Annotated in this window: 29 protein-coding genes; 19 read left to right on the top strand and 10 right to left on the bottom strand. The window is 68.5% G+C overall.

The genetic code is table 11. The annotated features are described in order from the left end of the window. Nucleotide 1: 1 nt before the first annotated feature. Entirely contained in the window at nucleotides 2-910 is a 909-nt protein-coding gene (locus tag QRN67_RS18625) for a DUF808 domain-containing protein (protein ID WP_081271504.1), read from the top strand. Nucleotides 911-947: 37 nt separating this feature from the next. On the opposite strand, the gene QRN67_RS18620 is transcribed toward QRN67_RS18625, so the two are convergent. Then, on the bottom strand, nucleotides 948-1,160 hold the full coding sequence (locus QRN67_RS18620; protein WP_106935089.1) for a hypothetical protein: 213 nt from the start codon (nucleotides 1,158-1,160) through the stop codon (nucleotides 948-950). A gap of 29 nt (nucleotides 1,161-1,189) precedes the next feature. Further along, a complete protein-coding gene (locus tag QRN67_RS18615; RefSeq protein WP_285413057.1) occupies nucleotides 1,190-2,386 on the bottom strand; it encodes a YncE family protein in 1,197 nt (398 codons plus the stop codon). A 107-nt stretch (nucleotides 2,387-2,493) separates the two neighbouring features. On the opposite strand from QRN67_RS18615, the gene QRN67_RS18610 reads away from it, so the two are divergent. The 3 genes from QRN67_RS18610 to QRN67_RS18600 all read left to right on the top strand — a co-directional run bounded on the left by QRN67_RS18610 (nucleotide 2,494) and on the right by QRN67_RS18600 (nucleotide 4,072). Further along, nucleotides 2,494-2,766: a DUF2164 domain-containing protein gene (locus QRN67_RS18610; RefSeq protein ID WP_081271507.1), complete on the top strand. Its 273-nt coding sequence runs from the start codon at nucleotides 2,494-2,496 to the stop codon at nucleotides 2,764-2,766. A gap of 138 nt (nucleotides 2,767-2,904) precedes the next feature. Further along, the gene (locus QRN67_RS18605) at nucleotides 2,905-3,258 is read left to right on the top strand and encodes a hypothetical protein (RefSeq protein ID WP_285413056.1); all 354 of its coding nucleotides are present in this window, start codon (nucleotides 2,905-2,907) and stop codon (nucleotides 3,256-3,258) included. A gap of 16 nt (nucleotides 3,259-3,274) precedes the next feature. Further along, nucleotides 3,275-4,072, top strand: a complete 798-nt coding sequence (locus tag QRN67_RS18600; protein WP_285413055.1) for an enoyl-CoA hydratase/isomerase family protein — start codon at nucleotides 3,275-3,277, stop codon at nucleotides 4,070-4,072. A 22-nt stretch (nucleotides 4,073-4,094) separates the two neighbouring features. On the opposite strand, the gene QRN67_RS18595 is transcribed toward QRN67_RS18600, so the two are convergent. Both QRN67_RS18595 and QRN67_RS18590 read right to left on the bottom strand, forming a co-directional pair. Further along, on the bottom strand, nucleotides 4,095-5,198 hold the full coding sequence (locus QRN67_RS18595; protein WP_285413054.1) for a M14 family metallopeptidase: 1,104 nt from the start codon (nucleotides 5,196-5,198) through the stop codon (nucleotides 4,095-4,097). A gap of 41 nt (nucleotides 5,199-5,239) precedes the next feature. After that, the gene (locus QRN67_RS18590; RefSeq protein WP_285413053.1) at nucleotides 5,240-6,562 is read right to left on the bottom strand and encodes an MFS transporter; all 1,323 of its coding nucleotides are present in this window, start codon (nucleotides 6,560-6,562) and stop codon (nucleotides 5,240-5,242) included. A gap of 134 nt (nucleotides 6,563-6,696) precedes the next feature. Between QRN67_RS18590 and QRN67_RS18585 the strand changes: the two genes are divergently transcribed. After that, nucleotides 6,697-7,599, top strand: a complete 903-nt coding sequence (locus QRN67_RS18585; protein WP_081271512.1) for a LysR family transcriptional regulator — start codon at nucleotides 6,697-6,699, stop codon at nucleotides 7,597-7,599. On the opposite strand, the gene QRN67_RS18580 is transcribed toward QRN67_RS18585, so the two are convergent. Beyond that, nucleotides 7,596-8,243: a glutathione S-transferase gene (locus QRN67_RS18580; RefSeq protein WP_285413051.1), complete on the bottom strand. Its 648-nt coding sequence runs from the start codon at nucleotides 8,241-8,243 to the stop codon at nucleotides 7,596-7,598. The genes QRN67_RS18585 and QRN67_RS18580 overlap by 4 nt on opposite strands. Before the next feature lie 80 nt (nucleotides 8,244-8,323). Between QRN67_RS18580 and QRN67_RS18575 the strand changes: the two genes are divergently transcribed. The 5 genes from QRN67_RS18575 to zigA all read left to right on the top strand — a co-directional run bounded on the left by QRN67_RS18575 (nucleotide 8,324) and on the right by zigA (nucleotide 12,242). After that, complete coding sequence (locus QRN67_RS18575; protein WP_285413050.1) at nucleotides 8,324-9,193, top strand: helix-turn-helix domain-containing protein; 870 nt, start codon at nucleotides 8,324-8,326, stop codon at nucleotides 9,191-9,193. A gap of 44 nt (nucleotides 9,194-9,237) precedes the next feature. After that, nucleotides 9,238-9,381: a hypothetical protein gene (locus tag QRN67_RS18570; RefSeq protein ID WP_285413049.1), complete on the top strand. Its 144-nt coding sequence runs from the start codon at nucleotides 9,238-9,240 to the stop codon at nucleotides 9,379-9,381. 27 nt (nucleotides 9,382-9,408) lie between these two features. Continuing rightward, complete coding sequence (locus tag QRN67_RS18565) at nucleotides 9,409-10,137, top strand: SDR family oxidoreductase (protein WP_285413048.1); 729 nt, start codon at nucleotides 9,409-9,411, stop codon at nucleotides 10,135-10,137. Nucleotides 10,138-10,265: 128 nt separating this feature from the next. Further along, nucleotides 10,266-10,979 (top strand): DUF899 family protein, encoded by a 714-nt coding sequence (locus QRN67_RS18560; RefSeq protein WP_285413047.1) that lies wholly within the window; start codon nucleotides 10,266-10,268, stop codon nucleotides 10,977-10,979. Between the two features lie 69 nt (nucleotides 10,980-11,048). Further along, nucleotides 11,049-12,242 (top strand): zinc metallochaperone GTPase ZigA, encoded by a 1,194-nt coding sequence (zigA, locus tag QRN67_RS18555; protein ID WP_285413046.1) that lies wholly within the window; start codon nucleotides 11,049-11,051, stop codon nucleotides 12,240-12,242. Between the two features lie 10 nt (nucleotides 12,243-12,252). Here zigA and QRN67_RS18550 read toward each other — a convergent pair whose 3' ends face one another. After that, nucleotides 12,253-12,741: a Fur family transcriptional regulator gene (locus tag QRN67_RS18550; protein WP_106935079.1), complete on the bottom strand. Its 489-nt coding sequence runs from the start codon at nucleotides 12,739-12,741 to the stop codon at nucleotides 12,253-12,255. Nucleotides 12,742-12,909: 168 nt separating this feature from the next. Between QRN67_RS18550 and QRN67_RS18545 the strand changes: the two genes are divergently transcribed. Continuing rightward, nucleotides 12,910-13,899 (top strand): Bug family tripartite tricarboxylate transporter substrate binding protein, encoded by a 990-nt coding sequence (locus tag QRN67_RS18545; RefSeq protein WP_285413045.1) that lies wholly within the window; start codon nucleotides 12,910-12,912, stop codon nucleotides 13,897-13,899. A 12-nt stretch (nucleotides 13,900-13,911) separates the two neighbouring features. On the opposite strand, the gene QRN67_RS18540 is transcribed toward QRN67_RS18545, so the two are convergent. Further along, nucleotides 13,912-14,220, bottom strand: coding sequence for a hypothetical protein (locus tag QRN67_RS18540; protein WP_159053632.1), 309 nt, complete (start codon nucleotides 14,218-14,220; stop codon nucleotides 13,912-13,914). A 145-nt stretch (nucleotides 14,221-14,365) separates the two neighbouring features. On the opposite strand from QRN67_RS18540, the gene QRN67_RS18535 reads away from it, so the two are divergent. The 7 genes from QRN67_RS18535 to QRN67_RS18505 all read left to right on the top strand — a co-directional run bounded on the left by QRN67_RS18535 (nucleotide 14,366) and on the right by QRN67_RS18505 (nucleotide 19,778). After that, nucleotides 14,366-15,028 carry an alpha/beta hydrolase gene (locus tag QRN67_RS18535; protein WP_285413044.1) on the top strand — a complete coding sequence of 221 codons (663 nt, stop codon included), beginning with the start codon at nucleotides 14,366-14,368 and terminating at the stop codon, nucleotides 15,026-15,028. A gap of 13 nt (nucleotides 15,029-15,041) precedes the next feature. Next, nucleotides 15,042-15,359, top strand: a complete 318-nt coding sequence (locus QRN67_RS18530; protein WP_285413043.1) for a putative quinol monooxygenase — start codon at nucleotides 15,042-15,044, stop codon at nucleotides 15,357-15,359. Nucleotides 15,360-15,534: 175 nt separating this feature from the next. Beyond that, nucleotides 15,535-17,100, top strand: coding sequence for a glutamate--cysteine ligase (gene gshA / locus QRN67_RS18525; protein WP_285413042.1), 1,566 nt, complete (start codon nucleotides 15,535-15,537; stop codon nucleotides 17,098-17,100). Nucleotides 17,101-17,297: 197 nt separating this feature from the next. Beyond that, on the top strand, nucleotides 17,298-17,678 hold the full coding sequence (locus tag QRN67_RS18520) for a response regulator (protein WP_081271524.1): 381 nt from the start codon (nucleotides 17,298-17,300) through the stop codon (nucleotides 17,676-17,678). Nucleotides 17,679-17,820: 142 nt separating this feature from the next. Next, entirely contained in the window at nucleotides 17,821-18,750 is a 930-nt protein-coding gene (locus tag QRN67_RS18515; protein WP_285413040.1) for an SDR family NAD(P)-dependent oxidoreductase, read from the top strand. A gap of 127 nt (nucleotides 18,751-18,877) precedes the next feature. Beyond that, entirely contained in the window at nucleotides 18,878-19,300 is a 423-nt protein-coding gene (locus tag QRN67_RS18510) for a nuclear transport factor 2 family protein (protein ID WP_081271526.1), read from the top strand. Then, nucleotides 19,290-19,778 carry a MerR family transcriptional regulator gene (locus tag QRN67_RS18505; RefSeq protein ID WP_285413039.1) on the top strand — a complete coding sequence of 163 codons (489 nt, stop codon included), beginning with the start codon at nucleotides 19,290-19,292 and terminating at the stop codon, nucleotides 19,776-19,778. The genes QRN67_RS18510 and QRN67_RS18505 overlap by 11 nt, the downstream gene beginning before the upstream one ends. Here the strand turns inward: QRN67_RS18505 and QRN67_RS18500 are convergent. Beyond that, entirely contained in the window at nucleotides 19,765-20,124 is a 360-nt protein-coding gene (locus QRN67_RS18500; RefSeq protein ID WP_285413037.1) for an HPF/RaiA family ribosome-associated protein, read from the bottom strand. The two genes, QRN67_RS18505 and QRN67_RS18500, sit on opposite strands and share 14 nt — an antisense overlap. Nucleotides 20,125-20,240: 116 nt before the next feature. Then, nucleotides 20,241-20,669, bottom strand: coding sequence for a CBS domain-containing protein (locus tag QRN67_RS18495; protein ID WP_081271529.1), 429 nt, complete (start codon nucleotides 20,667-20,669; stop codon nucleotides 20,241-20,243). 348 nt (nucleotides 20,670-21,017) lie between these two features. Here QRN67_RS18495 and ylqF point away from each other — a divergent pair, with 348 nt between their 5' ends. Further along, a complete protein-coding gene (gene ylqF, locus QRN67_RS18490) occupies nucleotides 21,018-21,980 on the top strand; it encodes a ribosome biogenesis GTPase YlqF (RefSeq protein WP_285413036.1) in 963 nt (320 codons plus the stop codon). A 6-nt stretch (nucleotides 21,981-21,986) separates the two neighbouring features. Here ylqF and QRN67_RS18485 read toward each other — a convergent pair whose 3' ends face one another. Continuing rightward, nucleotides 21,987-22,826, bottom strand: a complete 840-nt coding sequence (locus QRN67_RS18485; protein WP_285413034.1) for a hypothetical protein — start codon at nucleotides 22,824-22,826, stop codon at nucleotides 21,987-21,989. Nucleotides 22,827-22,942: the final 116 nt, after the last annotated feature.

Genomic DNA, 22,942 nt, shown 5'->3' with positions numbered 1-22,942 from the left:
CATGGCCTCCAGCCTGCTCCTGCTGCTCGACGACATCGCGACCGTCCTGGACGACGTGTCTGTTCTTACCAAAGTGGCCGCCAAGAAAACGGCCGGCGTGCTGGGCGACGACCTTGCGCTCAATGCGCAGCAGGTGTCCGGCGTCAGGGCCGAACGGGAGATTCCCGTGGTGTGGGCCGTGTGCAAGGGCTCGTTCATCAACAAGGCGATCCTGGTGCCGGCCGCCCTGGCCATCGGCACCTGGCTGCCGTGGCTGGTGACGCCGCTGCTTATGGTCGGCGGCGCATTCCTCTGCTTCGAGGGCGCCGAGAAGCTCGCCCACAAGTTCCTGCACAAGAAGGAACACGCCGAAGACACCGGGCGCCATGAACAGGCCGTGGCCGACGCTTCGGTCGACGTGGTCGCGGTCGAGAAGGACAAGATCAAGGGCGCGGTGCGCACCGACTTCATCCTTTCGGCCGAAATCATCGCCATCACGCTGGGCACCGTGCAGGGCCAGCCGTTCACCACGCAGCTCACCGTGCTGGCGGGCATTGCGCTCATCATGACCGTCGGCGTGTACGGCCTGGTGGCCGGCATCGTCAAGCTCGACGACGCCGGCCTCTACCTGAGCCGGCGCGCCAGCGCGGGTGCGCAGGCCCTGGGCCGCGGCATCCTGGTGGCGGCACCCTGGCTCATGAAGGCGCTGTCGGTGGCCGGCACCGCGGCCATGTTCCTCGTGGGCGGCGGCATCCTGGTGCACGGCGTGCCGGCACTCGGCCATGCGGTCGAAGACTGGGCCAAGGCCACCGGCGGCGTGTTCGGCACGCTGGGCTCCATGGGCGTGAACGCCGGCGTGGGCGTGGTGGCCGGCGCCATCGTGCTGGCCGTGGTGGAACTGGTCGGCAAGCTGCGCGGCAAGAAGGCCTGACAGGCGATCCGATCGGGGCCTGGCTGCGCTCCTTGCGCTACTGGCGCGGCTTGCCGCGCTTGAGCAGCTCGACCACCACCAGCACCGCGCCCAGCACCAGCGCGAACCAGCCCACGATATAGGCGCCCGCCACCATCTCGAACCAGCGCGTGCCCTGAAGGAAGCGCGGCGCCAGCAGAACGGCTGCACCGATCACGAGGCAGAGGATGCCGCGTTCGAGCGTGCGGAGTTGTCGTTTGGGTTGCGCCATGGCTTGTTCTTCGTTCGGGAAAAGTGGATTCAGTGCGTCATTGTCCCGCGCATCGCGGCCGGATGGCCTTCCAGCACGAACGACTTGCCCGTCGGCACCAGCGTGTCGCCGTCCAGCCGCAGGATGGTGATGTCCTTGTCGATGAAGTTGCCCACGTAGAGGTACTTGCCATCGGCGCTCCACACCGCGCCTTCCGGCAGGCCGCGCACCACCACCTCGTTGGCGCGCGTGACCTTCTTGCCGTCGATCTTCAGCAGCACCACCGAGCCGTTGCGGTTGTAGAAGTAGGCGTTCTTCGCCGCGTTGCTGCCGCGCAGGATCACCGCCACCGCATGCCTGCCGGTCGGGCTCACGGCCAGGCCCTCGGGCCCGTCGCCGACCACCACCTTGTCGACCACGCGCGGCGGCGCGGCTTCCATGTCGATCACGCTCACGGTGTCGACCTGGCCGTCGGACGCGCCCGAGTTGCCGTTGTCGGCCGTGAGCGCGAGCTTGCCGTCGGGCGTCACGTCGACGTTGTAGGGCCACAGGCCCGCCGCGAGGTCGAGCTTGTTGTAGCTGACCTTCTCGCCGTCCACGTCGAGCAGCGCGATCTTGTGGCCCGGGAACTTGGCCGCCAGCGCGCGCCTGCCGTCGGGCGTGAAGCGCACGTGCGCCACGGAATCGCCCATGGCCACGGTGTCGATCAGCGTGACCTTCTTGCCCGCGATGCGCAGCACGCTCACCGAGTTGTCGGCGCGGTTGGCCACCAGCGCCAGGTTGCCCGAGCGGTTGATCGACAGGCCCGAGGGCTGCTTGCCGACCTGCAGCGTTTCCAGCAGCCTGGGCGGGGTGGTGGTCAGGTCGATCACGAACAGCCGGTTGTCGGGCACCTGCTTGCGCACGCCGTTCTCCTCGACCACGTTGAGCGAGTTGGCGACCAGCGCGAGCGTTTCGCCGGGCGTGATGGCCAGGTTGGTCGGCGGGCCGGCGATGGTGTTGTCGAGCTGCAGCGTGCCCAGCACCTTGGGCGCGAGCGGGTCGGTGCCGATGTCGAGCACCTGCACGGTGTCGCGCCCCATGGGGCCGAGGATGACGGCGCCGGCGTCGTTCCAGGACTGCTTCTCGTCGTTGGCCACCAGCATCAGCTGGCGCTGCGCCACGGTGGGCGTCATGGAGGTGCAGCCGGAAAGCGAGGCGAGGGCGGCCAGGGCAAGGGCCGCGAGCGCGGCGGGGCGGATCTTCATGGTGTCTGTCTCCGGTTGTGTGTTGTTGTGGGCGCATGGTAGCGAACGCCGGGACGCGGCCGCGCCCGGCACAATCGATCGACTCCATCCCTGACAGACACACACCCATGACCATCGAGATTTCGAAGGAAGCGCGCCAGCAGGCCATCACGTCCATAGAGCGCTATTTCCGCGAGAACATGGAAGAGCCGATCGGCAACATCGGCGCCGGCGCGCTGCTCGGCTTCTTCCTCGAGGAAGTCGGCCCGCTGGTCTACAACAAGGCCGTGGCCGAGGTGCAGGAACGGCTGCAGATGCGCATTTCGGAGATCGACCTCGAAGTGCACGAGGACGAGTTCCAGTACTGGCGCAAGTACGACAAGCAGAAGAAGGGAAAGTAGGCGCCGTCGCGCCCGCGCATCGCCGCTCATTCAAAAGTGCTTCAAAACGTTGCAGAATTCACGGCCATGCACCTTCAAAGCCCGTCCCTTCGTTCCGCGCTCGCTCCGGCCTTGCGCATCTTTTCTGCCTTGCCCCTGGTGCTGGCCGCATCCATGGCCACGGCGCAGCAGAATCCCACCGACTTCCCGCTCGATGCGGTCGGCTACCTGAACGAGGAACTGCCGCGCATGGAAGCCGCCATCGCCGCGAAGGACCGCGGCTTCTTCCACGACGCGATGGCGCGCACGGTGGAGTTCTCGGACCGCTGGGGCTTCAAGGTCAAGGCCAATCCCGAGCTTGCGGCCTACCCGATGTGCACGTCGGCGGTCATGGACTACGTGGTGGTCGGCATGTGCAAGCTCACCCCCGGCGACGATGCGTGCGAGCCCGGCCTTGCGGCGCGCTTCGACGGCAACGTTCGGCGCTGCCGCGAGATCGCCGCCAAGAAATAAGAAAGACGGAGCCGCCATGGACTACACCCGCTATCAGACCCTTGCCATCACGCGCCGGGGCGCGAACGGCGCGGTGCTCGACATCCAGATGCGCGCGGCCAACGGCAAGCTGCCGACGGCCGGCCACGACGGCCACCGCGAACTCGCCGAGATCTGGCGCGACGTGTCGGCCGACGACACGGTGCGCTGCGCGGTGCTGCGGGGCGAGGGCCAGGGCTTCTCGGGCGGCGGCGACCTGGCGATGGTGCAGGACATGACCACCGACGACGCGGTGCGCCAGCGCGTGTGGCGCGAGGCGCGCGACCTGGTCTACAACATCATCAACTGCGACAAGCCCATCGTCAGCGCCATGCACGGCCCGGCCGTGGGCGCGGGGCTGGTGGCGGGCCTGCTGGCCGACATTTCCATTGCCACCAAAAACGCGAAGATCGTCGACGGCCATACGCGACTGGGCGTGGCGGCGGGCGACCATGCGGCCATCGTGTGGCCGCTGCTGTGCGGCATGGCCAAGGCCAAGTACCACCTGCTGCTGTGCGAGCCGGTGAGCGGCGAGGAGGCCGAGCGCATCGGCCTCGTGTCGCTCGCGGTAGACGAAGCCGACCTGCTGCCGCGCGCCTACGAGGTGGCCGACCGGCTCGCGGCCGGCAGCCAGAGCGCGATTCGCCTCACCAAGTACGCGCTGAACAACTGGCTGCGCCAGGCCGGCCCGACCTTCGACGCGTCGCTGGCGCTCGAATTCATGGGCTTCGCGGGCGCCGACGTGCGCGAGGGCGTTGCCTCGCTGCGCGAACGGCGCGCGCCGAACTTCGGCTGAAGTCCGGACGCTGCCTGTCTCCTCAGGCTTTGCGCAGGCCTTGTAGCGTCTGCAGCAGCACGACGCGGGTCTGCCCCAGCACCATGCCCTTCCATTCCTCGTTGTCGCAGTAGAACGCATCGCGCAGCTGCTGGCGGATCTCGCGCTTCTGCGATTCGGGCGCCTCTGGGTGGCGGCGCAGCCAGGTGTCGGCGCGCAGGCGGTTCAGCACCTCCAGGTCGGGCAGGGTGCCGAACTCCAGGCCCATGGGCGCGATGCGCGCGTTCGGGCATTCGTCGTAGGCGGTCGAGATGACCGGGCCCGACACGTCGGCCGAGGCCGAGTCGCCCGCGAACGGCGCGAACACGTCGGCGCCCCACCAGGCGTGGGCCAGCGCCAGGTCTTCGGGCGTGTTGCGGCCCGGGTAGATCTTCTCGCCGTGGCCGTAGGGGCCCAGGCCGGTGTGCACGTCGATCCAGCCCAGGTGCGTGGCCGAGGCCGCGTACTTGCGCAGGATCTTGCGGATGGTCCCGTTGCTCCACGACGGCGCGGTGCCGCCGTAGAACAGGCCGTCGGGCGAGGTGTACTGGCCCTTGGTCACGGCCGCGCGGAAGGCGGTCATGCCGTGCTTCTGGATATAGGCGCCCACGGCGGCTTCGTCGGCGGGCGTGGGCGGCCAGCTGTCGGGCAGCACCAGCGGCTCGACTTCGGCGTAGGCGGCGTTCACCGGCAGCGGCGCATTGAAGTCGATGTGGTTGCGGTTCAGGTCGATGTTGTCTTCGTTGGTGCGGTGCAGGTGCGAAAAGCCATGCGGATTGACGGCATGCACCAGCAGCAGCGCCACGCCGGCCTGCTCCAGGCGAGAGAGCAGGTCGGCGTCGTTCAGCGTGGCGATCTGCGCGCCCGAGCCGCTGAAGCCTTCTGGGCCGTGCGTGCCCGAGGTCACGAGCAGCAGCTTCTTCGCGTCGATGGCGCCGATGAGCGCAACGTCGGTGGCCAGCTCTTCGCCGAGCGCGCCGCGGTGCGCATCGAGCACGAACGACTCGACGGCCGCGCCGCGCTGGGCGGCGGCGTCGAGGAACTTGGCGCGGGCTTCGGCATACGTGCCCGAGAAATGCCGCGTGGCGGCGGAGCGTTGTGTCGTCATGAGGCGGGGACTCCTGTGCTTGGAATGTCGGGAAAAACTGTTCAGGCCGAGGCCGCGTGGGCGCCCGCGGCGTCGATGTCGCGGCCCGTATGGTCGCGCAGCCAGAGCAGGCCGAGCAGCGAGACGACCGTCATCGCCACCAGGTACCAGGCCGGCGCCAGCTTGCTGCCCGTGGCGTTCAGCAGCCAGGTGCTGATGAAGGGCGCGAAGCCGCCGAAGAGAGCCACGCCCACGCTGTACACCAGCGACATGCCGCTCGCGCGCACCGCCTTTGGAAACATCTCCGGCAGCATCGTGATGCCGGGCACCGTCTGCACCACCAGGCCGAAGCTGAAGACGCCGAGCACCACGAAAAGAACCGTGGGCGTGGGCGAGGCGTTGAGCCACAGGAAGCCCGGGTAGATGAGCACGGCCAGCGCGATGCGGCTCCACAGGATCAGCGGCTTGCGGCCCACCACGTCGGACAGCTTGCCCACGAAGGGCGCGAAAGCGAAAGAGATGAGGCCGGTGAGCGCCGCGCCGAACAGCGCCACCGAGGGCGTGAACCCGAGCTCGCGCACCGCATAGGTCGGCATGTAGAACGTGACCACGTAGGCCGCCGTGGTGCCGCCCACCAGCGTGAGGATGGCGGCCAGCACCGTCTTGCCGTGCTGCGTGCAGACGATCTTCAGGCTGCTTTCGCGCGGCGCGGCGGCTTCGGCCGGCGAGATGTGCAGCGACTCTTCGAGGTGGCGGCGGATGTACATGCCCACCGGCGCGATCAGCATGCCGATCACGAAGGGCACGCGCCAGCCCCAGCTCTGCATGGATTCGACCGAGAGCGCGGTCGTGAGCACGCCCACCACCACGGCGCCCATCAGCACGCCCAGGCCCTGGCTGGCGAACTGCCAGCTCGCCATGTAGCCGCGGTTGGCCGGCGTGGCGTGTTCGACCAGCAGCGTGGTCGATGCGCCCACCTCGCCGCCGGCCGAGAAACCCTGGATGAGCCGCGCCAGCACGATGACGATCGGCGCCGCGACGCCGATGCTCGCGTAGGTGGGCGTGAACGCGATCAGCGCGCAGCCCAGCGCCATCAGGAAGATGGTGAGCGTCATGGCCTTCTTGCGGCCCGCGCGGTCCGCGTAGGCGCCGATGACGATGCCGCCCAGCGGCCGCATGATGAAGCCCACGCCGAAGCTCGCCACCGTCAGCAGCAGTTGCCCGTAGGAATTGAAGGTCGGAAAGAAGAGCTTGCCGATCACGAGCGCCAGGAAGCCGTAGACGGTGAAATCGAAGAACTCCAGGCCGTTGCCGATGGTGGTGGCAACGATGGTCTGGCGCCGGCGCGCGGGGCTCGATGCCGGCGGGTTGCTTGGGATGCTCATGTCTCTCCAGTGTGTGCTTGCTTTGTATGGATGTCTGCCGAAGGTATGTATGCCCCTGGCCGCGCCGGATGCTAGAGACTCGCCGCTGTCATGAAAAGACAATAATTGGGCCATAAAGATAACTTTTGGTTGTCATGAAACCCAATCAGTTGCACGCCTTCGTGGCGGTGGTCGAGCAAATGAGCATCCGCGCCGCGGCCCGGGTGCTGGGGCTGTCGCAGCCCGCGGTGACGAAGATCGTGCGCGAGCTGGAGCGCGAGGTCGGCGCGCCGCTGGTCGAGCGCAGCGTCAAGGGCGTGCGGCTCACCGAGTTCGGCCAGGCCTTTGCGCCGCGCGCGCGGCTGCTGCTGGCCGACATGCAGCGCGCGCGTGACGAGATTGCGCAGATCCGCGACGGCGCCACCGGCACGGTGTCGATGGCGGTGAGCGCATCGTTCGCGCTCACCGTGCTGCCGCCGGCGTTCAAGGATTTCCACACCCGCCTGCCCGCCGTCGACGTGCAGTTCAGCGAAGCGGTGCTGCCGTGGATGCTGGCGCGTCTGCGCGACGGCTACCTCGACTTCGCGGTGGCGCACGTGGTGCCGGGCACGCTCGATCCGCAGTTCGAGGCGCTGGAGCTGTTTCCGGTGCAGCTGGTGGTGGGCATGCGCAACCGCCATCCGCTGCGCGGTGCGCGCTCGCTGCTCGACCTGTACCCGGCCGAATGGATATTGCCGGGCGACGACCACCGGGGGCGCGAGTCGGTGGCGCCGCTGTTCACGCCGCTCGGGCTTCCGCCGCCCTCGCGCATCATCCAGGGGCAGTCGGTGACGGTGGCGCTGGGGCTGGTCGGGAACATGGATTTGATCGGCCTGTTCGTCGAGCCGCTGGTCAAGCTGACTTTCAAGCGCCACGGCATCCGCCGGGTCGACGTGGACGAGGCACTGCCCATGCTCAATGTGTGCGTGCTGCGGCGCAGGGGACAGTTGTCGACGCCGGCGGCGCAGCACTTCATCGAGTGCATCCAGCGCGCTTCCGCGGCGGTCATGTCCGGCTAGAACCGGACGCCGGCCTCGCCCGCCTTCCACGGCGCGTACTTGTGCATGACGCGTTCGAACAGTTCGGAGCCGGTCCAGCCGTCGAGCCAGGCCAGCAGGCGGGGCCACGGCTGCGCGGCGAACCATGCGGCGTCGACCATCGCGAACTGGCGCACGAACGGCATCAGCGCGGCGTCTGCCAGGGTGGCGTGGCCGCCGGTGAGCTGCGGCGCGGCCGAGAGCCGGTCTTCGAGGCCGCGCAGGAACAGCGCGCCCTGTTCGCGGGCCGGCGCGCCGCCGTCCGTATGGCGGTCGGGGTACTTGTAGCGGTCCAGCAGGGGCTTGAAGCCGTCGTCACATTCGGCGACCAGCGCGAGCATGTCAGCGAGCGTGCCGGCCTCGGGCTGCAGCCAGCGCAGCGGATCGTTGCGGCGCAGGGCCCAGAGCATCACGTCCAGGCTCTGCTCCAGCACCGTGCCGTCGCCGGGCAGCAGCACCGGCACCGTGCCCTTGGGCGAGGCGGCGAGCATTTCCGGGGGCTTGTTCTTCAGCGCCACCTCGCGCAGCTCGCAGGCTTGCTCCGCGGCCGCCAGTGCGAGCCGCGCGCGCATGGCGTACGGGCAGCGGCGGAACGAGTAGATAACGGGCAGGGCGGTGGCGGGCATGCGGCGGACGGTACCGAAAAAGTGGAGAGGCCGATTTTCAGCGACCTGAGGTGGCCTCTTTTTCAACACAATCGGCACCCATGGGCGAACGCCTTTTCCTCCGGCTCGAAGACGACCCCCTGCACGGGCCGGAATCGGCCGTGCCCGCCGGCACGCTGCGCGCGTTGGCGGTGAGTGCCGCGTTGCGCGGGCATGTGTCGCACCTCATGCTGTACCGCGAAACTTTCGCCGACGGCCACGAGATGCGCGAGCGCGTGCTGCCCGACGGCGCGGTGCGGCTGGTCTTCAACTTCGGCGACGCGCCGTCTGCTGGCAGGTGCGACGGGCTGGCGGTGGAGGCCATCGGCGCCTCGGCCGCACCGGCCGTGGTGCGCATGCGGGGCAAGGTCGAGGGGCTCTCCGTCACCCTGCGCCCTGGCGCCGCTGCCTGCTTGCTCGGGCTGCCGGCCGGTGAGATCGGCGGCGGCGCGGTCCATCTCGATGCGCTGTGGCGAGGGGAGGGTTCGGCGCTGCTCGAGCGCATGGCCGAAGCGCCCGGCGACGCCCAGCGTGTCGCGCTGTTGCATGCCGCGCTGCTGTATCGCCTGCGCGGCAGCCGCATCGCGGGCAACGACATCGCCACGCATGCGGCGCGGTTGATCGCTGCGTCCGACGGCCGGCTGCCGTTGCGCGATGTGGCGGCGGCGGTCGGTGTCGGCGAACGTCGGCTGCAGCAGCTTTTTCATGCACACGTCGGCCTGTCGCCGCGCGCCTGGAGCCGGCTCGCGCGGATGCACGGCTGCCTGCGCACGCTGCGGCAGCGGCCGGCGCCGGATTGGGCCGACCTTGCGCTGGAAGGCGGCTTCTACGACCAGTCGCATCTCGTCAACGAGTTCCGCGCGCTGTGCGGCGTCACGCCGACCGAATTCCTCGGGCGAACGGTTTCGGTTTCTTCCAAGACGGGCGGCTGAGCGCGGCCTATCGTCATGCGCTCTCAAGCAAGGAGCCGAAAAAGATGCAGAAAGAAGAAAGCACCGACCGTCCGCTGAAGGACTGCGTGGCTGTGGTCACGGGCGCGAGCCGGGGCGCAGGGCGCGGCATCGCGGTCGAACTGGGCGCGGCCGGCGCCACCGTGTACGTCACCGGACGCAGCACGTGAGACCAGCCTGCCTCCAGCTACGGCCAATTGCTGGCCCTGTCGGACCTGAAGGCGCTGCCCGGCAGCATCGACGACACGGCCGAGGAGGTCACGCGCCAGGGTGGCCGGGGCATTGCCGTGCAATGCGACCACACCCGTGAAGACGAAGTGGCCGCGCTGTTCGATCGCGTGGACCGCGAGCATGGCCGCCTCGACCTGCTCGTCAACAACGCCCGGGGCGGCCACGAGAGTTTCAACGGCGTGTTCGAGGCGCCGTTCTGGGAACATCCGCTATCGAACTGGGACACGATGTTCGACCGCGGCGTGCGCAACCATCTGGTGGCCAGCCGCTGCGCCGCGCCAATGCTGGTTCGGCAGAAGAAGGGGCTGATCGTCACCACCACCTTCTGGGACCGGGGCCGCTACCTGCGCGGCAGCCTGTTCTACGACCTGGCCAAGGCGTCGATGACGCGGCTGGCCTTCGGCATGGCGCATGAACTGAAGCCGCACGGCGTGGCGTCCCTCGCGGTGTCGCCGGGCTGGATGCGCACGGAATTCGTGCTGGCCGGGCACAAGACCGACGAGGCGCGCTGGCAGGAGAAGCCAGAACTCGCGCGCACCGAATCGCCGCGCTATCTAGGCCGGGCGGTGGCCGCGCTGGCTGCCGACCCCGCGGTGATGGACAAGACCGGCGAAGTGCTGCGCGTGGCCGACCTGGCGCGCGCCTACGGCGTCACCGACATCGACGGGCGGCAGGTCGAGGCGTTCGAAATGTAGGGCGGCGTAGGACAACTCCAGGTCCGGCAGGGGAAAAGCGCGTACTGGCGCGGCGCAATGTTCGGGGCCAATATGGCGCCGCGATCTACGTCAATGCCCATCTTTCGGGCTTCAGGAGGTGATCCGCCATGTCTTCCAGTGCAGAGTCCTTGGGCCTTGCTTCGGCCAGCCAGCTCGCAAGGTCCAACCCCGTCCGCTTCCCCGGCGAAAGCGCCGAGTACCGCAAGGCGCGCACCGAACTGCTCGCCGAAGAAATCGATCTGCGCCGCCGCATCGAGCGCGTGGCGGAGATGCGCCGCGCGCTGCCGCCGGGCGGCGTCGTGCCGCAGGACTACCTGTTCCAGGGCATCGACGGCCCGGTGAAATTCTCCGAGCTTTTCGGAAAGCACGGCACCCTCATCACCTACAACTGGATGTTCGGCCCGAAGCGGGAGCGGCCATGCCCCATGTGCACCTCGCTGCTCAGCGCCTACGACGGCGAAATGCCCGACATCCTGCAGCGCGTGGCGTTCGCGGTGATCGCCACCTCGCCCATCGACCGCATGGCGGCCTTTGCACGGGAACGCGGCTGGCGCCACCTGCCGCTGTACTCGTCGGGCGGCAACGATTTCAACCGCGACTACGCCGGAGAGAAGCCCGACGGCGGCGACAACCCGGCGTTCAACGTGTTCCGGCGCGACGGCGAGACCATCCGCCATTTCTGGGCGGCCGAGATGAGCCCCGGCACTGCCGACCCGGGGCAGGACCCGCGCGGCGCGCCCGACGCCATGCCGATCTGGAACCTGCTGGACATGACGCCCGAAGGGCGGGGCAAGGACTGGTATCCCCAACTCCAATACTGAGCGGCAAACGCAACCAAGTTGCGTTGATCCATATAATGCAATTCTGTTGCATATATGGAAGCTGCCCCCATGGCCGATCGCCTCCCCGTCACCGTGCTCTCCGGCTTTCTCGGTGCCGGCAAGACCACGCTGCTGAACCACATCCTCCACAACCGCGAAGGCCGCCGCGTGGCGGTCATCGTCAACGACATGAGCGATGTCAACATCGACGCCGCGCTGGTGCGCGACGGCGGCGCGCAGCTGTCGCGCACCGACGAGAAGCTGGTCGAGATGAGCAACGGCTGCATCTGCTGCACCCTGCGCGAAGACCTGCTGGTGGAGGTGGGCCGGCTCGCGAAGGAGGGGCGCTTCGACCAGTTGGTGATCGAGTCCACCGGCATCTCCGAGCCGCTGCCCGTGGCGGAGACCTTCACCTTCGCCGGTGAAGACGGCAAGAGCCTGGCCGACGTGGCGCGGCTCGACACCATGGTGACGGTGGTCGATGCCTTCAACTTCCTGCGCGACTACAGCTCGGCCGACAGCCTCGGCAGTCGCGGACAGTCGCTCGGCGACGAGGACACGCGCACCGTGGTCGACCTGCTGATCGAGCAGATCGAGTTCTGCGACGTGCTGGTGGTCAACAAGATCGACCTCGTCACCGTCGAGGAACGGGAGCGGCTGATGGCGATCCTGCGCAGCCTGAATCCGCGCGCCCGCATCGAAGTGTCGGAGTTCGGCCGCGTGGCGCTCGACCGGGTGCTGGACACCGGCCTGTTCGACTTCGACGAGGCCGAGCAGGCGCCCGGCTGGCTCGCCGAGCTGCGCGGCGAACACGTGCCCGAGACCGAGGAATACGGCATCCGCAGCTTCGTCTACCGTTCGCGCCTGCCGTTCCACCCGATGCGATTCTGGAAGCTGGTGCAGAGCGAGTGGGAGGGCGTGGTGCGCTCCAAGGGCTTCTTCTGGCTCGCGAGCCGCGCCACCCGCGCGGGCTCGTGGTCGCAGGCCGGCGGCGCCTGCCGCTACGGTGCAGCGGGCTTCTGGTGGGCGGCGGTGCCGCGCGAGCACTGGCCGACCGACCCGGAGGCGCTGGAGCTGATCCGCAGGAACTGGGACCCCGCCACGGGCGACGCGCGGCAGGAGCTGGTGCTGATCGGCATCGGCATGGATGAAGACGCGCTGCGCGCGCGGCTCGACGCCTGCCTGCTGACGGAAAACGAGATGCGCTTCGGCGCCTCGTGGTGGCAGAACTTTCCCGATCCCTTCCCGTCCTGGAACGCGTGAACGGCTGGAGCTACCTTGCGCACTCTCCGCAGGTGCCGTGCAGCGTGAGCGCGGTGTTGCGGGTGTCGATGCCCTGCTTGCGCAGCGCCTTGCCCAGCCGGCCCATCACCTTCGGCAGTTCCGGGTCGGACGGCAGGGCCAGCACCTTGTGGCACTGGTCGCATTCGAAGGTGTTGCCCGAGGCGGCCTCGACATGGCGCGAGAAGCGGTTGACCCGGTCGGCGCCCACGCGGCGGTCGCACAGGCCGGCCTCGACCAGCCGGTCGAGCACGCGGTAGACCGTGACGCGGTCGGGCGCCTCGCCGGCGGTGGCCGTGTAGGCGGCGGCCACTTCCTCGTGGGTCAGCGGCTGGGAGCTGCGTTCGAGCAGTTCGAGCACGGTCTGCGCGGCGCGCGTCACGCGCAGGCCGCTGTCGCGCAGCAGCCGTTCGCTGTCGAACGGCGCCGCGGCGGCGCTGGCGGCAAGAGGGGGCTTCGGTTGCGGGGTGGTGGTCTTCATGCGAAACGCCATTGTGTTGCATCCGGGGTGCCCGCGTCCCCATCGGGGGCGCCGGCAAGCCGGGGCATATGCCCGAACGCAGCTAAGCATCTGACAAATGGGTCGTTTGCCTGCGGGCGGGAGCGCTCCAGAATCGCGCGCTTTGTCTTCCGCCAACGAAAGTTCACCATGCGCGCCCGTTTCCTGCTGACTCCGATGTTCGCCCTGGGCGCGTTGTGGGCCGGCCTGTCGCTTCCCCTGGCCGCGCAGGCGCAGCAGCCTGCCTATCCGTCGAAGCCCGTGCACATCACGGTCGCCAACACCCCCGGCAGCTCGCCCGACGTGCTGGCGCGCTTTCTGGGGCAGCGGCTGTCGGAGCAATGGAAGCAGCCGGTGGTGATCGACAACCGCGCCGGCGCGGCGGGCATCCTGGCGGCCGACGGACTGGCCAAGGCCCAGCCAGACGGCTATTCGCTGCTGGTGGGGGCCGACGGGCCGATCACCATCCTCCCCAACATCCAGGCCGGCCTGCCCTACGACGCGCGGCGCGACCTCGTGCCGGTGGTGTCGCTCGGGCAGATCGACTTCGTGCTGGTGGCCAACCCGAAGACGGGCTTTCGCACGGTGGCCGACTTCGTGCGCGCGGCCAAGGCCCATCCGGGCCGCATCAACTACGCCTCGGCCGGCAACGGCAGTCCCCAGCAGCTCAGCATGGAACTGCTCAAGCAGAAGACGGGCATCTACGTCACCCACATTCCGTACCGCGGCGGCCCGCTGGGCATGCAGGACGTGATCGCGGGGCAGGTCGACGTGATGTTCATCGCCGTGGGCCCGGCGTTGCCGCAGATCCGCAGCGGCCGGCTGGTGGCGCTGGGCACCAGCGGCGAGAAGCGCCATGCGCTGCTGCCCGAGGTGCCCACGGTGGGCGAGACTTACGCGGGCTACCGCTCGGGCACCTGGTTCGGGCTGTTCGCGCCGGCCCGCACGCCGCAGCCCGTGGTCGACGCCATCGCGGCCGAGGCCGGGCGCATCGTGCAGACACCGGCCGCCCGCGCCGAACTCGCGGCACAGGGCATCGAGGCCACCGGCCATCCGCAGCGCCAGTTCCAGGCGCAGGTGTCGAGCGAGTACGAGCGCTATGCGCAGATCGTGAAGGCGGTCGGCATCAAGGCCGAATAGCGCCTCGCCCGTTCACTTGACGGACCGGGCCAGCGCCTTGGCGAAGGCGTCCACGTCCTGCTCGGTGCACGCCTCGGCCGCCAGCGGGGCATGGCCCTGCGCCACGGCGGCAAGCGCGACGGCCTTCTTCGGGCACAGGCCGAGGCAGCTGCACTGCACCACGCGCAGCCGCACCGGCAGGTGCGACAGGCCGTGCTTCAGTTCCTTGCGGACCTGCTTGGCCCTCAGCTTCGTGGGGCCGTCCTTGCGTTCTTCGCAGTCGCCACAGACCAGCACGACGCCGGCCAGCTTGGTCTCTACCAGGGGAGGGGAATGGCTCACGCGGGTTTCCTTGGTGTCTTTTCAGGCCATGTTGGGCACGGCGCAACCGTGTGCAAGTCAGCCAACCGGCCGTTTCCATGCCTCTGGCAGGCCCCGAATGCGCTAAGGTCCTGTCATTCGCGTTCCTGAATACCTTTGCCCGACCATGTCCCGTCCCCCCATCGAGATAGAAACCGCCCCCAACCCCACCGCCACGGTGATCGTGATGCACGGCCTCGGCGCCGACGGCAACGACTTCGTGCCGATCGCCAATGAACTCGATCTGGCGGCCGTGGGCTCCGTACGCTTCGTGTTCCCCAACGCACCCGTCATTCCCGTGACCATCAACGGCGGCTACCAGATGCCGGCCTGGTACGACATTGCCGTGGCCGATCTCGCGGCGCGCGAAGACGAGGCCGGCCTGCGCCGCTCGCAGGCCACCATCGAGGCGCTCATTGCCAGCGAGAAGGCCCGTGGCATCGCCGCCGGCCGCATCGTGGTGGCGGGCTTCTCGCAAGGCTGCGCCATGGCCCTCATGACGGGCCTGCGCCACACCGAGCGGCTGGCGGGCATCGTCGGCCTCTCGGGCTACCTGCCGATCGCGGCCACCACCGCGGCCGAGCGCCACGCCGCCAACCACGAAACGCCGGTGTTCCTGGCGCACGGCCGGCAGGACCCGGTGGTGCCGCTGGCCGCCGCCGTGCGCTCGCGCGACGCGCTCACCGCCCTGGGCTACCCCGTCGAGTGGCACGAATACGCCATGGCGCATTCGGTGTGCATGGAAGAAATTGCCGACCTGAACCGCTTTCTGCTGCGGGTGCTCGGCTGAAGGAGACGACCCCATGATCCTGGTCATCGGACACGCGCTGGCAAAGCCCGACACCCTGCAGGCGATGCTGGCCATCAGCACCGAGCACGTGCAGCGCTCGCGCGCCGAGCCGGGCTGCATCTCGCATGAAGTGACGACCGACGCGCTGCAGCCGCTGCGCCTGACTTTCGTGGAGCGCTGGAGCGACATGGCCGCGCTGCAGGCGCACTTCCGGGTGGACGCCTCGCGCGCCTTCGCCAAGGCGCTGGCGGCCATGGCCGACGGCATGCCGGAGATGCATGTCTACCAGTCCGAGGAGATCGACCCCTCGGCGGGCCGCGCCAAGGCCTGATTCCGGCCCGCATCGAGCAACGGTCGAGCCGTTCAACCCGCGTGGCAGCTATGCGTGAAGCTATCAAAAAAATAGCGCCCGGCAGGCTAGCCGAATGCGGGATTCCCTGCACAAGCAACGCGCGCGCGCCCGTGCTACCTTCCAGCCCCTCAGAAGATTGATGGGTCATAACAATATGAGCAACAGATTGCAGGAGAGGTTGGGTGCTCTTTCAGCGACACGACTGAAAGGCATGCGACGCGGAATCGAGAAGGAAAGCCTGCGGGCGCTGCCGGACGGCAAGCTCGCGCTCACGCCGCATCCGCTGGCGCTGGGCTCCGCGCTCACGCATCCGCACATCACGACCGACTTCAGCGAATCGCAGCTCGAACTCATCACGGGCGTGCACGGCGGCGTCGAAGCGGCACTGGAAGAGCTCACGCGGGTGCACCAGTTCACCTACCGCGTGCTCGATACGCTGGGCGACGAGCGCCTGTGGGTGTCGAGCATGCCCTGCGGCCTGCCGACCGACGAGACCATTCCGATCGGCCGCTATGGCTCGTCGAACGTGGGCCGCGCCAAGAGCGTCTACCGAATGGGCCTGAGCCACCGCTACGGCCGGCGCATGCAGACCATTTCGGGCATCCACTACAACTGGTCGCTGCCCGAGGTGTCCAGCGAACAGTACTTCGCGCTGATCCGCAACTTCCGCCGCCACGCCTTTTTGCTGCTGTACCTGTTCGGCGCTTCGCCGGCGCTGTGTTCGAGCTTCGTGGCGGGCCGCCCGCACGAGCTGCAGCCGCTGGGCGACGGCAGCATGTTCATGCCGCACGGCACCTCGCTGCGCATGGGCCGGCTGGGCTACCAGAGCGACGCGCAGGCTTCGCTGGCCGTGAGCTACAACAGCCTCGAGGGCTATGGCGCCTCGCTGCAGGATGCGCTCACGCGCCCGTGGCCGGCCTACGAGGCCATCGGCATCCGCAACCTGGGCGGCGACTACAACCAGCTCGCCACCAGCCTGCTGCAGATCGAGAACGAGTTCTACGGCACCATCCGCCCCAAGCGCGTCATCAACCCCGGCGAGCGCCCGCTGCATGCGCTGCGCGAGCGAGGCGTGGAGTATGTCGAAGTGCGCCTGATGGACCTCGACCCCTTCGAGACCGTCGGCATCAATGCGCAGACCATGCGCTTCATCGACGTGTTCCTGCTGCACTGCCTGCTGAGCGACAGCCCCGACGACACGCCGCAGGAAATCGCCGACCTCGCGCGCAACCAGCACCTCACCGCCGCGCGCGGGCGCGAGCCGGGCCTGCGTCTTGCGCGCGGCGGCAGCGAAGTGACGCTGGCCGACTGGGGCGTGGAGCTGGCCGAACAGTGCCTGCCGATTGCCGCTGCGCTCGACGCGGCGCACGGCGGCAGCGGCACGCAGCATGTCGATGCCGTGCGTGCCGCGCTGGCCGCGCTGAAGGACCCCGACAGCCTGCCTTCGGCCCGCGTGCTGGCGGCGATCGAGCAGCAGCACGGCAATTCCTTCGTCGGCTTCGTGCGCGCCCAGTCGGAGCAGACCCGTGCCGCGCTGCTGGCCATGCCGTTCTCGGCCGAGCAGCAGGCCGCGTTCGAGCGGATGACTGCCGAGTCGATCCAGGAGCAGAAGCGCATCGAGGCGGCCGACACCATGCCCTTCGAGATCTACCGCGAGCAGTACGTGTCGCCCTCGCGGCTGGGCATGACGCGCGGCCGCGTGGTGGCGCTGGCGGCCTAGGCTTTTGGCCCCGATGCGGCGGGGCGCCTGAGCGGCCCCGCGCCTCGCATGCCGACAGGCGTGCTGGCCGATGGCCTACAGGCATTGGCCCGCATGGCTCACCGTGGGCGTCGCCCGGGTTGCGACGATGTGGGCATGCACCGACCATCTTCGTCATCCAGTACTTGCCGGCCAGCCGCCGAGCCGGCGCTGTCGCCATGAGCTTCAGGGCCTACCTCGTCGAAGACAGCCCCGTGATCCGCGAGAACCTCGTCGGTTTCCTGCAGGACGTGGCCGATGCCGAGGTCGTGGCCTCCGCCAGCACAGAAGACGAGGCCGTGACCTGGCTGCGCCTGCACAGCGAAGACTGGGACCTGACCATCGTCGACCTGTTCCTCAAGCGCGGCAACGGCCTCGGCGTGATCCAGGCCTGCCGCAACCGCGCGCCGCACCAGAAGGTGGTGGTGCTCAGCAACTACGCCACCACCGACATGCGCCAGCGCTCGGAGCAGCTGGGCGCCGACGCCTTCTTCGACAAGTCCGCCGAGCTCGACCAGCTGGTCGCGTACTGCGAGCAGGTGCGCTCCGCCCACGGTTGAGCACGGTCGAACCGGGGCCGGCCGGCTGACGCGCGCAAGACTGCGCACCGGCGCATTTCTGGGGTAAAACGCCACGCTGCCGCCTTCCGGGCGGCAACGACGAACAACGGCAAGCAACTCCCTAGGAAAGCGACAAAGAGACATGAGCAGCAGCAACAGCAGCATCGACTTCAAGGGCCGCGTGGCCATCGTGACCGGCGCGGGCGGCGGGCTCGGCCGCCAGCATGCGCTGGCGCTGGCTGCGCGCGGCGCCAAGGTGGTGGTGAACGACCTGGGCGGCGCGCGCGACGGTTCCGGCGGTTCGGTGAGCGCCGCGCAGGCGGTGGTCGATGAGATCAAGGCGGCCGGCGGCGAAGCCATTGCCAACGGCGCTTCGGTGACCGACTTCGAGGCGGTGCAGGCCATGGTCAAGGAAGCGGTCGACGCATGGGGCCGCGTCGACATCCTCGTCAACAACGCCGGCATCCTGCGCGACAAGAGCTTCGCCAAGATGGAGCTGGCCGACTTCAAGCTGGTGGTCGACGTGCACCTGATGGGCGCCGTGAACTGCACCAAGGCCGTCTGGGCGCTCATGAACGAGCAGAAGTACGGCCGCATCGTGATGACCACCTCGTCGTCCGGCCTGTACGGCAATTTCGGCCAGAGCAACTACGGCGCCGCCAAGCTGGCGCTGGTGGGCCTGATGCAGACGCTGAGCATCGAAGGCGCGAAGAACGACATCCGCGTGAACTGCCTGGCTCCCACCGCCGCCACCCGCATGACCGAGGACCTGTTCCCCAAGGAAATGCTCGAGGCCTTCCGCCCCGAGGCCGTGGTGCCCGCCATGCTGGTGCTGGCCGCGCAGGACGCGCCGAACCGCACCATCCTCTGTGCCGGCGCCGGCACCTTCGAGGCAGCGCACATCACGCTGACGCAAGGCGCCTGGCTGGGCATCGAGGCCGACACGCCGGAGCAGCTGGCCGCGCGCCTGTCGGAGGTGACCGAGCGCGAGGGCGAGATCGTGCCGCAGAGCGGCGCGGCGCAGGGCTCCAACGAAGTGGCCAAGGGCATGGCCAACGCGAAGCGGGGCTGACGGCACCGTCTGCCGCCTGTTCTGTTCATGGCGCGCTTGACCTCGAGTGCACTCGAGCATTTCCAATGAATTCTCCGGGCGCCTTCTGGGCGCTCGGTTCATTCATTCAACGCAAGGAAATCAAGCCATGAACACGATCGACAACAAGGCCCTCGTCCAGCACATCCACGACGAGCTGGACAAGGGCAACGGCCAGGCCTTCGTCGACAGCCTCGCCGACGACGCGAGCTGGAAGCTCGAAGGCAGCACTGCGTGGTCGCGCACCTACCAGGGCAAGAAGGCGATCCGCGAGGAATTGCTGGACCCGCTCTTCGCGCAGTTCGCGGCGCCCTACCGCAGCAGGACGGAGCGCGTCATCGCCGAGGGCGACCGCGTGGTGGTGCTGTTCAGCGGCGACGTGCCCACCAAGGCCGGCAAGCGCTACAACAACCGCTATTGCTACGTCTACCGACTTGAAGGAGGCAAGGTGAAAGAGCTGACCGAATACTTCGACACAGCGCTCGTGCAGGAGGCGCTGCAGCCGCCTCCCGCCCCCGCCCATGCCGGCTGAGAGCAGGGGCACGCCCTTCCATATCGGCGAGCTGGCGGCCCGCACCGGCCGCACGGTGCACGCCATCCGCTGGTACGAGACACAGGGGCTGGTGCCCGGCGTGGCGCGCGACGAGGGCGGACGGCGCCTCTACGGCGAGCCGCACGTCGGCTGGCTCGACCTGATGGAAAGGCTGCGCCGCACCGGCATGTCGATTGCCGAGATGCGCGAGTACACGGCGCTGGCGGTGCAGGGCAAGTCCACGCTGCGCCAGCGGCGCGACATGCTGGCAGCGCACCGCGAACGCGTGACCGGCACCATCGCCGAATGGAAGAGGGCGCTCACGCTGGTCGAAAGCAAGATCGTTTTTTATGACGAGTGGATGGCCAGCGGCCACCGGCCGCCGTCGATTCCGGCCGAGTCGGGCGGCACGGCAACGGCCGCGCGGCCTCGCGCGCGCCGGCGCAAAGCCGCCGCCGCGCCGCCTACTCCGCAATAAAGCTGGGATCGGTGCGGATCGAGCCGCGGTCCCGGTGGTTGTGAAGGCGGCCCAGCGTGCTGTCGAGCAGCCGCTTGAGCTTGTCGGCGGCGCCGCGGAAGGCTTCGTCGAGGGTGGCGGCGTGCTGCTTCACCGCCAGCGGCTGGAGGTGCGCCAAGCGCGCCTCCATCACGCAGCACTTGTCGGCGCCGCCGGTCTTGTCGTGGTTCTCGTCGCTCAGGTGTACTTCGACGCGTGTCACGTCGTCGACGAAACGGCTCAGGTGCTGCTTGATCTCGGTGTCGGCCCAGCGCTCCAGCGCGTCCTTGTTGGTGATGCCGTTGCTCGTGTTGACCTGAATCTGCATGCAATCTCCCTGCTGGATGGATGAACGAAGCCTCACTGTGCGCCCGGATGTGACGCATCGTGCGTAGGTCTATTCCCTACCCACGCGCCGGGCAGGGTCCGCAATGCGGCGGTTTCTCAGCTCTGGATGTATGTGGTCAGCTGCTCGATGGTGGCCTCGTGGTCCGAGATGATGTCGTCCATCAGGTCCTGGATCGAGATCATGCCGACCACCTTCTCGCCGTCGACCACCGGCAGGTGGCGGAACTTGCGCTGGCTCATGAGCGTCATGCAGGCGCGCGTGCGGGTTTGCGGGGTGACGGTCATCACATCGGGCGTCATGATCTCCGAAACGCGCACTTCCTTCGAGTTCTTGCCCTGCAGCGCCACCTTGCGGGTGTAGTCGCGCTCTGAAAGAAAACCGACCAGCTTCTCGCCCTCCATCACCATCAGCGCGCCCACCTCGAAGCGCGCGAGGGTGGCCAGCGCGTCGAACACGGTGGCGTTGGGAGAGGTGCGCCAGGCCGCGGAATCGTGACGCTTGAGCAGTTCGGAGACGGGTTTCATCGCGGTAACTCCATAAAAAAGTTTTCGACTCGACCGACGCTCATGCGCCGCGCTCGTTCAAATGATAGGGGCGGACGCGCCTCGGGCGTCGCAAAACCCTCTAGGGGATTGCGCGTGTGTGCAACCCGCGCGCAATGCGCCAAAAATCAATGCTGTGCCGGCGCCGGCGCCGGCGCCGGCGCCGACGCGAACACGCGGCTCAGCGGGGTAGGCAGAATCGCCGAGCGCAGCTATCGAAAACGTAGCGCGCAGCTAGCGTTCAGGTTCCCGGTTCACAATTCGCACCCCGGCCCGAAGGCCGGTCCGTTTCCCCGAATTCCAGTCAGCGCGAAAAGAAAGAGCCTACCGATGGCGATCCAGTGGTTCCCCGGTCACATGTATGCGACCCAGAAGGCCATCACCGAGCGGGTGAAAGACATCGACGTGGTCATAGAACTGCTCGACGCACGCCTGCCCGGTTCCAGCGCCAACCCCATGCTGGCGGAGCTCACGGCCGGGCGGCCCAGCCTCAAGGTGCTCAACAAGCAGGACCTGGCCGACCCCGAGCGCACCGTGCAGTGGCTCGCGCACTACAACGCGCTGCCCGACACCCGCGCCATCGGCCTGGACGCGAGCCAGACCACGCCCGCGCAGCAACTGGTGAAGGCCTGCCACCAGCTCTCGCCCAACCGCGGCGGCATGGCCAAGCCGATGCGCGTGCTGATCTGCGGCATTCCCAACGTGGGCAAGTCGACGCTCATCAACACGCTGACCGGCGGGCGCAAGGCCAAGACCGGCGACGAGGCCGGCATCACCAAGCTCGAACAGCGCATCACGCTGGCCGACGACTTCTACCTGTGGGACACACCCGGCATGCTGTGGCCGCGCATCATCGTGCCCAAGAGCGGCTACAACCTGGCCGCCAGCGGCGCCGTGGGGCGCAACGCCTTCGACGAGGAAGAGGTGGCGCTCGAGCTGCTCAACTACCTCAAGGTGCACTACGGCGCCGGCGTGGCCGCGCGCTTCAAGCTGGTGGAGCTCGACGCCGCCACCATGGCCGAGATGAAGGACGAGGCGCTGCTCGACACCATCGGCCGCAAGCGCGGTGCGCTGCTGGGCAAGGGGCGCGTCAACCTGCAGAAGGCGGCGGAAATCGTCATGCACGAATTCCGCGCCGGCAACCTCGGGCGCATCACGCTCGAAACACCGGAAGAGTTTGCCGAATGGCTGGCCGATGGGCAGCGCCGAGACGCCGAGCGGGCCGCGAAGAAGGCCGCGCGCAAGCAGAAGGGCAAGCCGAAGCCAGAGACGGTGCCCGGGCAGGAAGCCTGAGCGCCCTCAGTCCAGCGCGAACAACGCCGCCGCCGCCTCGTTGAGCGCCACCGTGCGGCGCGAATCCGGATGCGGGCCGGCGGCCTTCAGCGCGCGCTGGTAGAGCGCGACGCGCGTGGCCGAGACCGGGCGGCACAGCGGCCGGCTCACGAAGCGCGAGAAGCTGCGCCCCGGCACCACGTAGCGCCCCGGGTTGAGCCGCGCGAAGCGGATGTACGCCTGCAGCGCATAGAGCATGTCGGCATGAAGCGCGTCCATGCGCTGCTCGGCGTCCTTGCCGATCTGCGCGCGGCCCTTGGCGTCCTTCTTCAGCGGCAGGCCGAGGATGTCGGCCATGTCGATCTCGAAGTGGGTGAAGTCGCCGTACGGGCGCTTGCAGTCGATCATGAAGGTGCGCCAGTTCGCGCGCTGCAGCAGGCGGATGTGCTCGTCGGTCACGTCGAAGGCATCGCGCTGGCCGAAAGGCGGCTGGAAGGCGTAGTGCCCCTGCGCGAAGCTCGCGTGCAGGAAGAAGGCCGAGGCCACGTTGGTGAAGCGCTCGACCGCCGCAGAGGAGGCGCCGTCGAGCGCTTCGCCGAACTGCTCGAGCGTCAGGTCGGGCGGCACGATGCCGGGTGCGCCGGATTCGCAGTCGACCCACTCGGCCTTGCTGCGGCGGAACCAGTCGATGTCTTCCTGCGTGATTTCCACGCTGCCGATGGCGGTGGCCGGCAGGGCGGGTTCCGGCGGCGCGGCGGCGGCAGCTGCGGGCGCGCTTTTCCGTTCGCAGCCCGAGACGGCGAGCAGGGCGGACGCCGCGCACGCGGCCGACAAGGCCAGCGCGCCTCGCCGATGAATCCTTCTCACGCTTTTTCTCCCATGGATGAGCGATTGGGTCCATGAGGATGCCACGCCGGCCTGACTCGGATCTGAGGAGCGGCCCGCAAGCCCGAGGTTCATGCGCGCTCGGTCCGCGGGCGAGG

This window comes from Variovorax sp. efr-133-TYG-130 (assembly GCF_030208835.1).
Classification (GTDB): Bacteria; Pseudomonadota; Gammaproteobacteria; order Burkholderiales; family Burkholderiaceae_C; genus Variovorax.
Note: the sequence above shows the minus strand (reverse complement) of the source record. Positions and strands in the feature narration are given on the sequence as shown.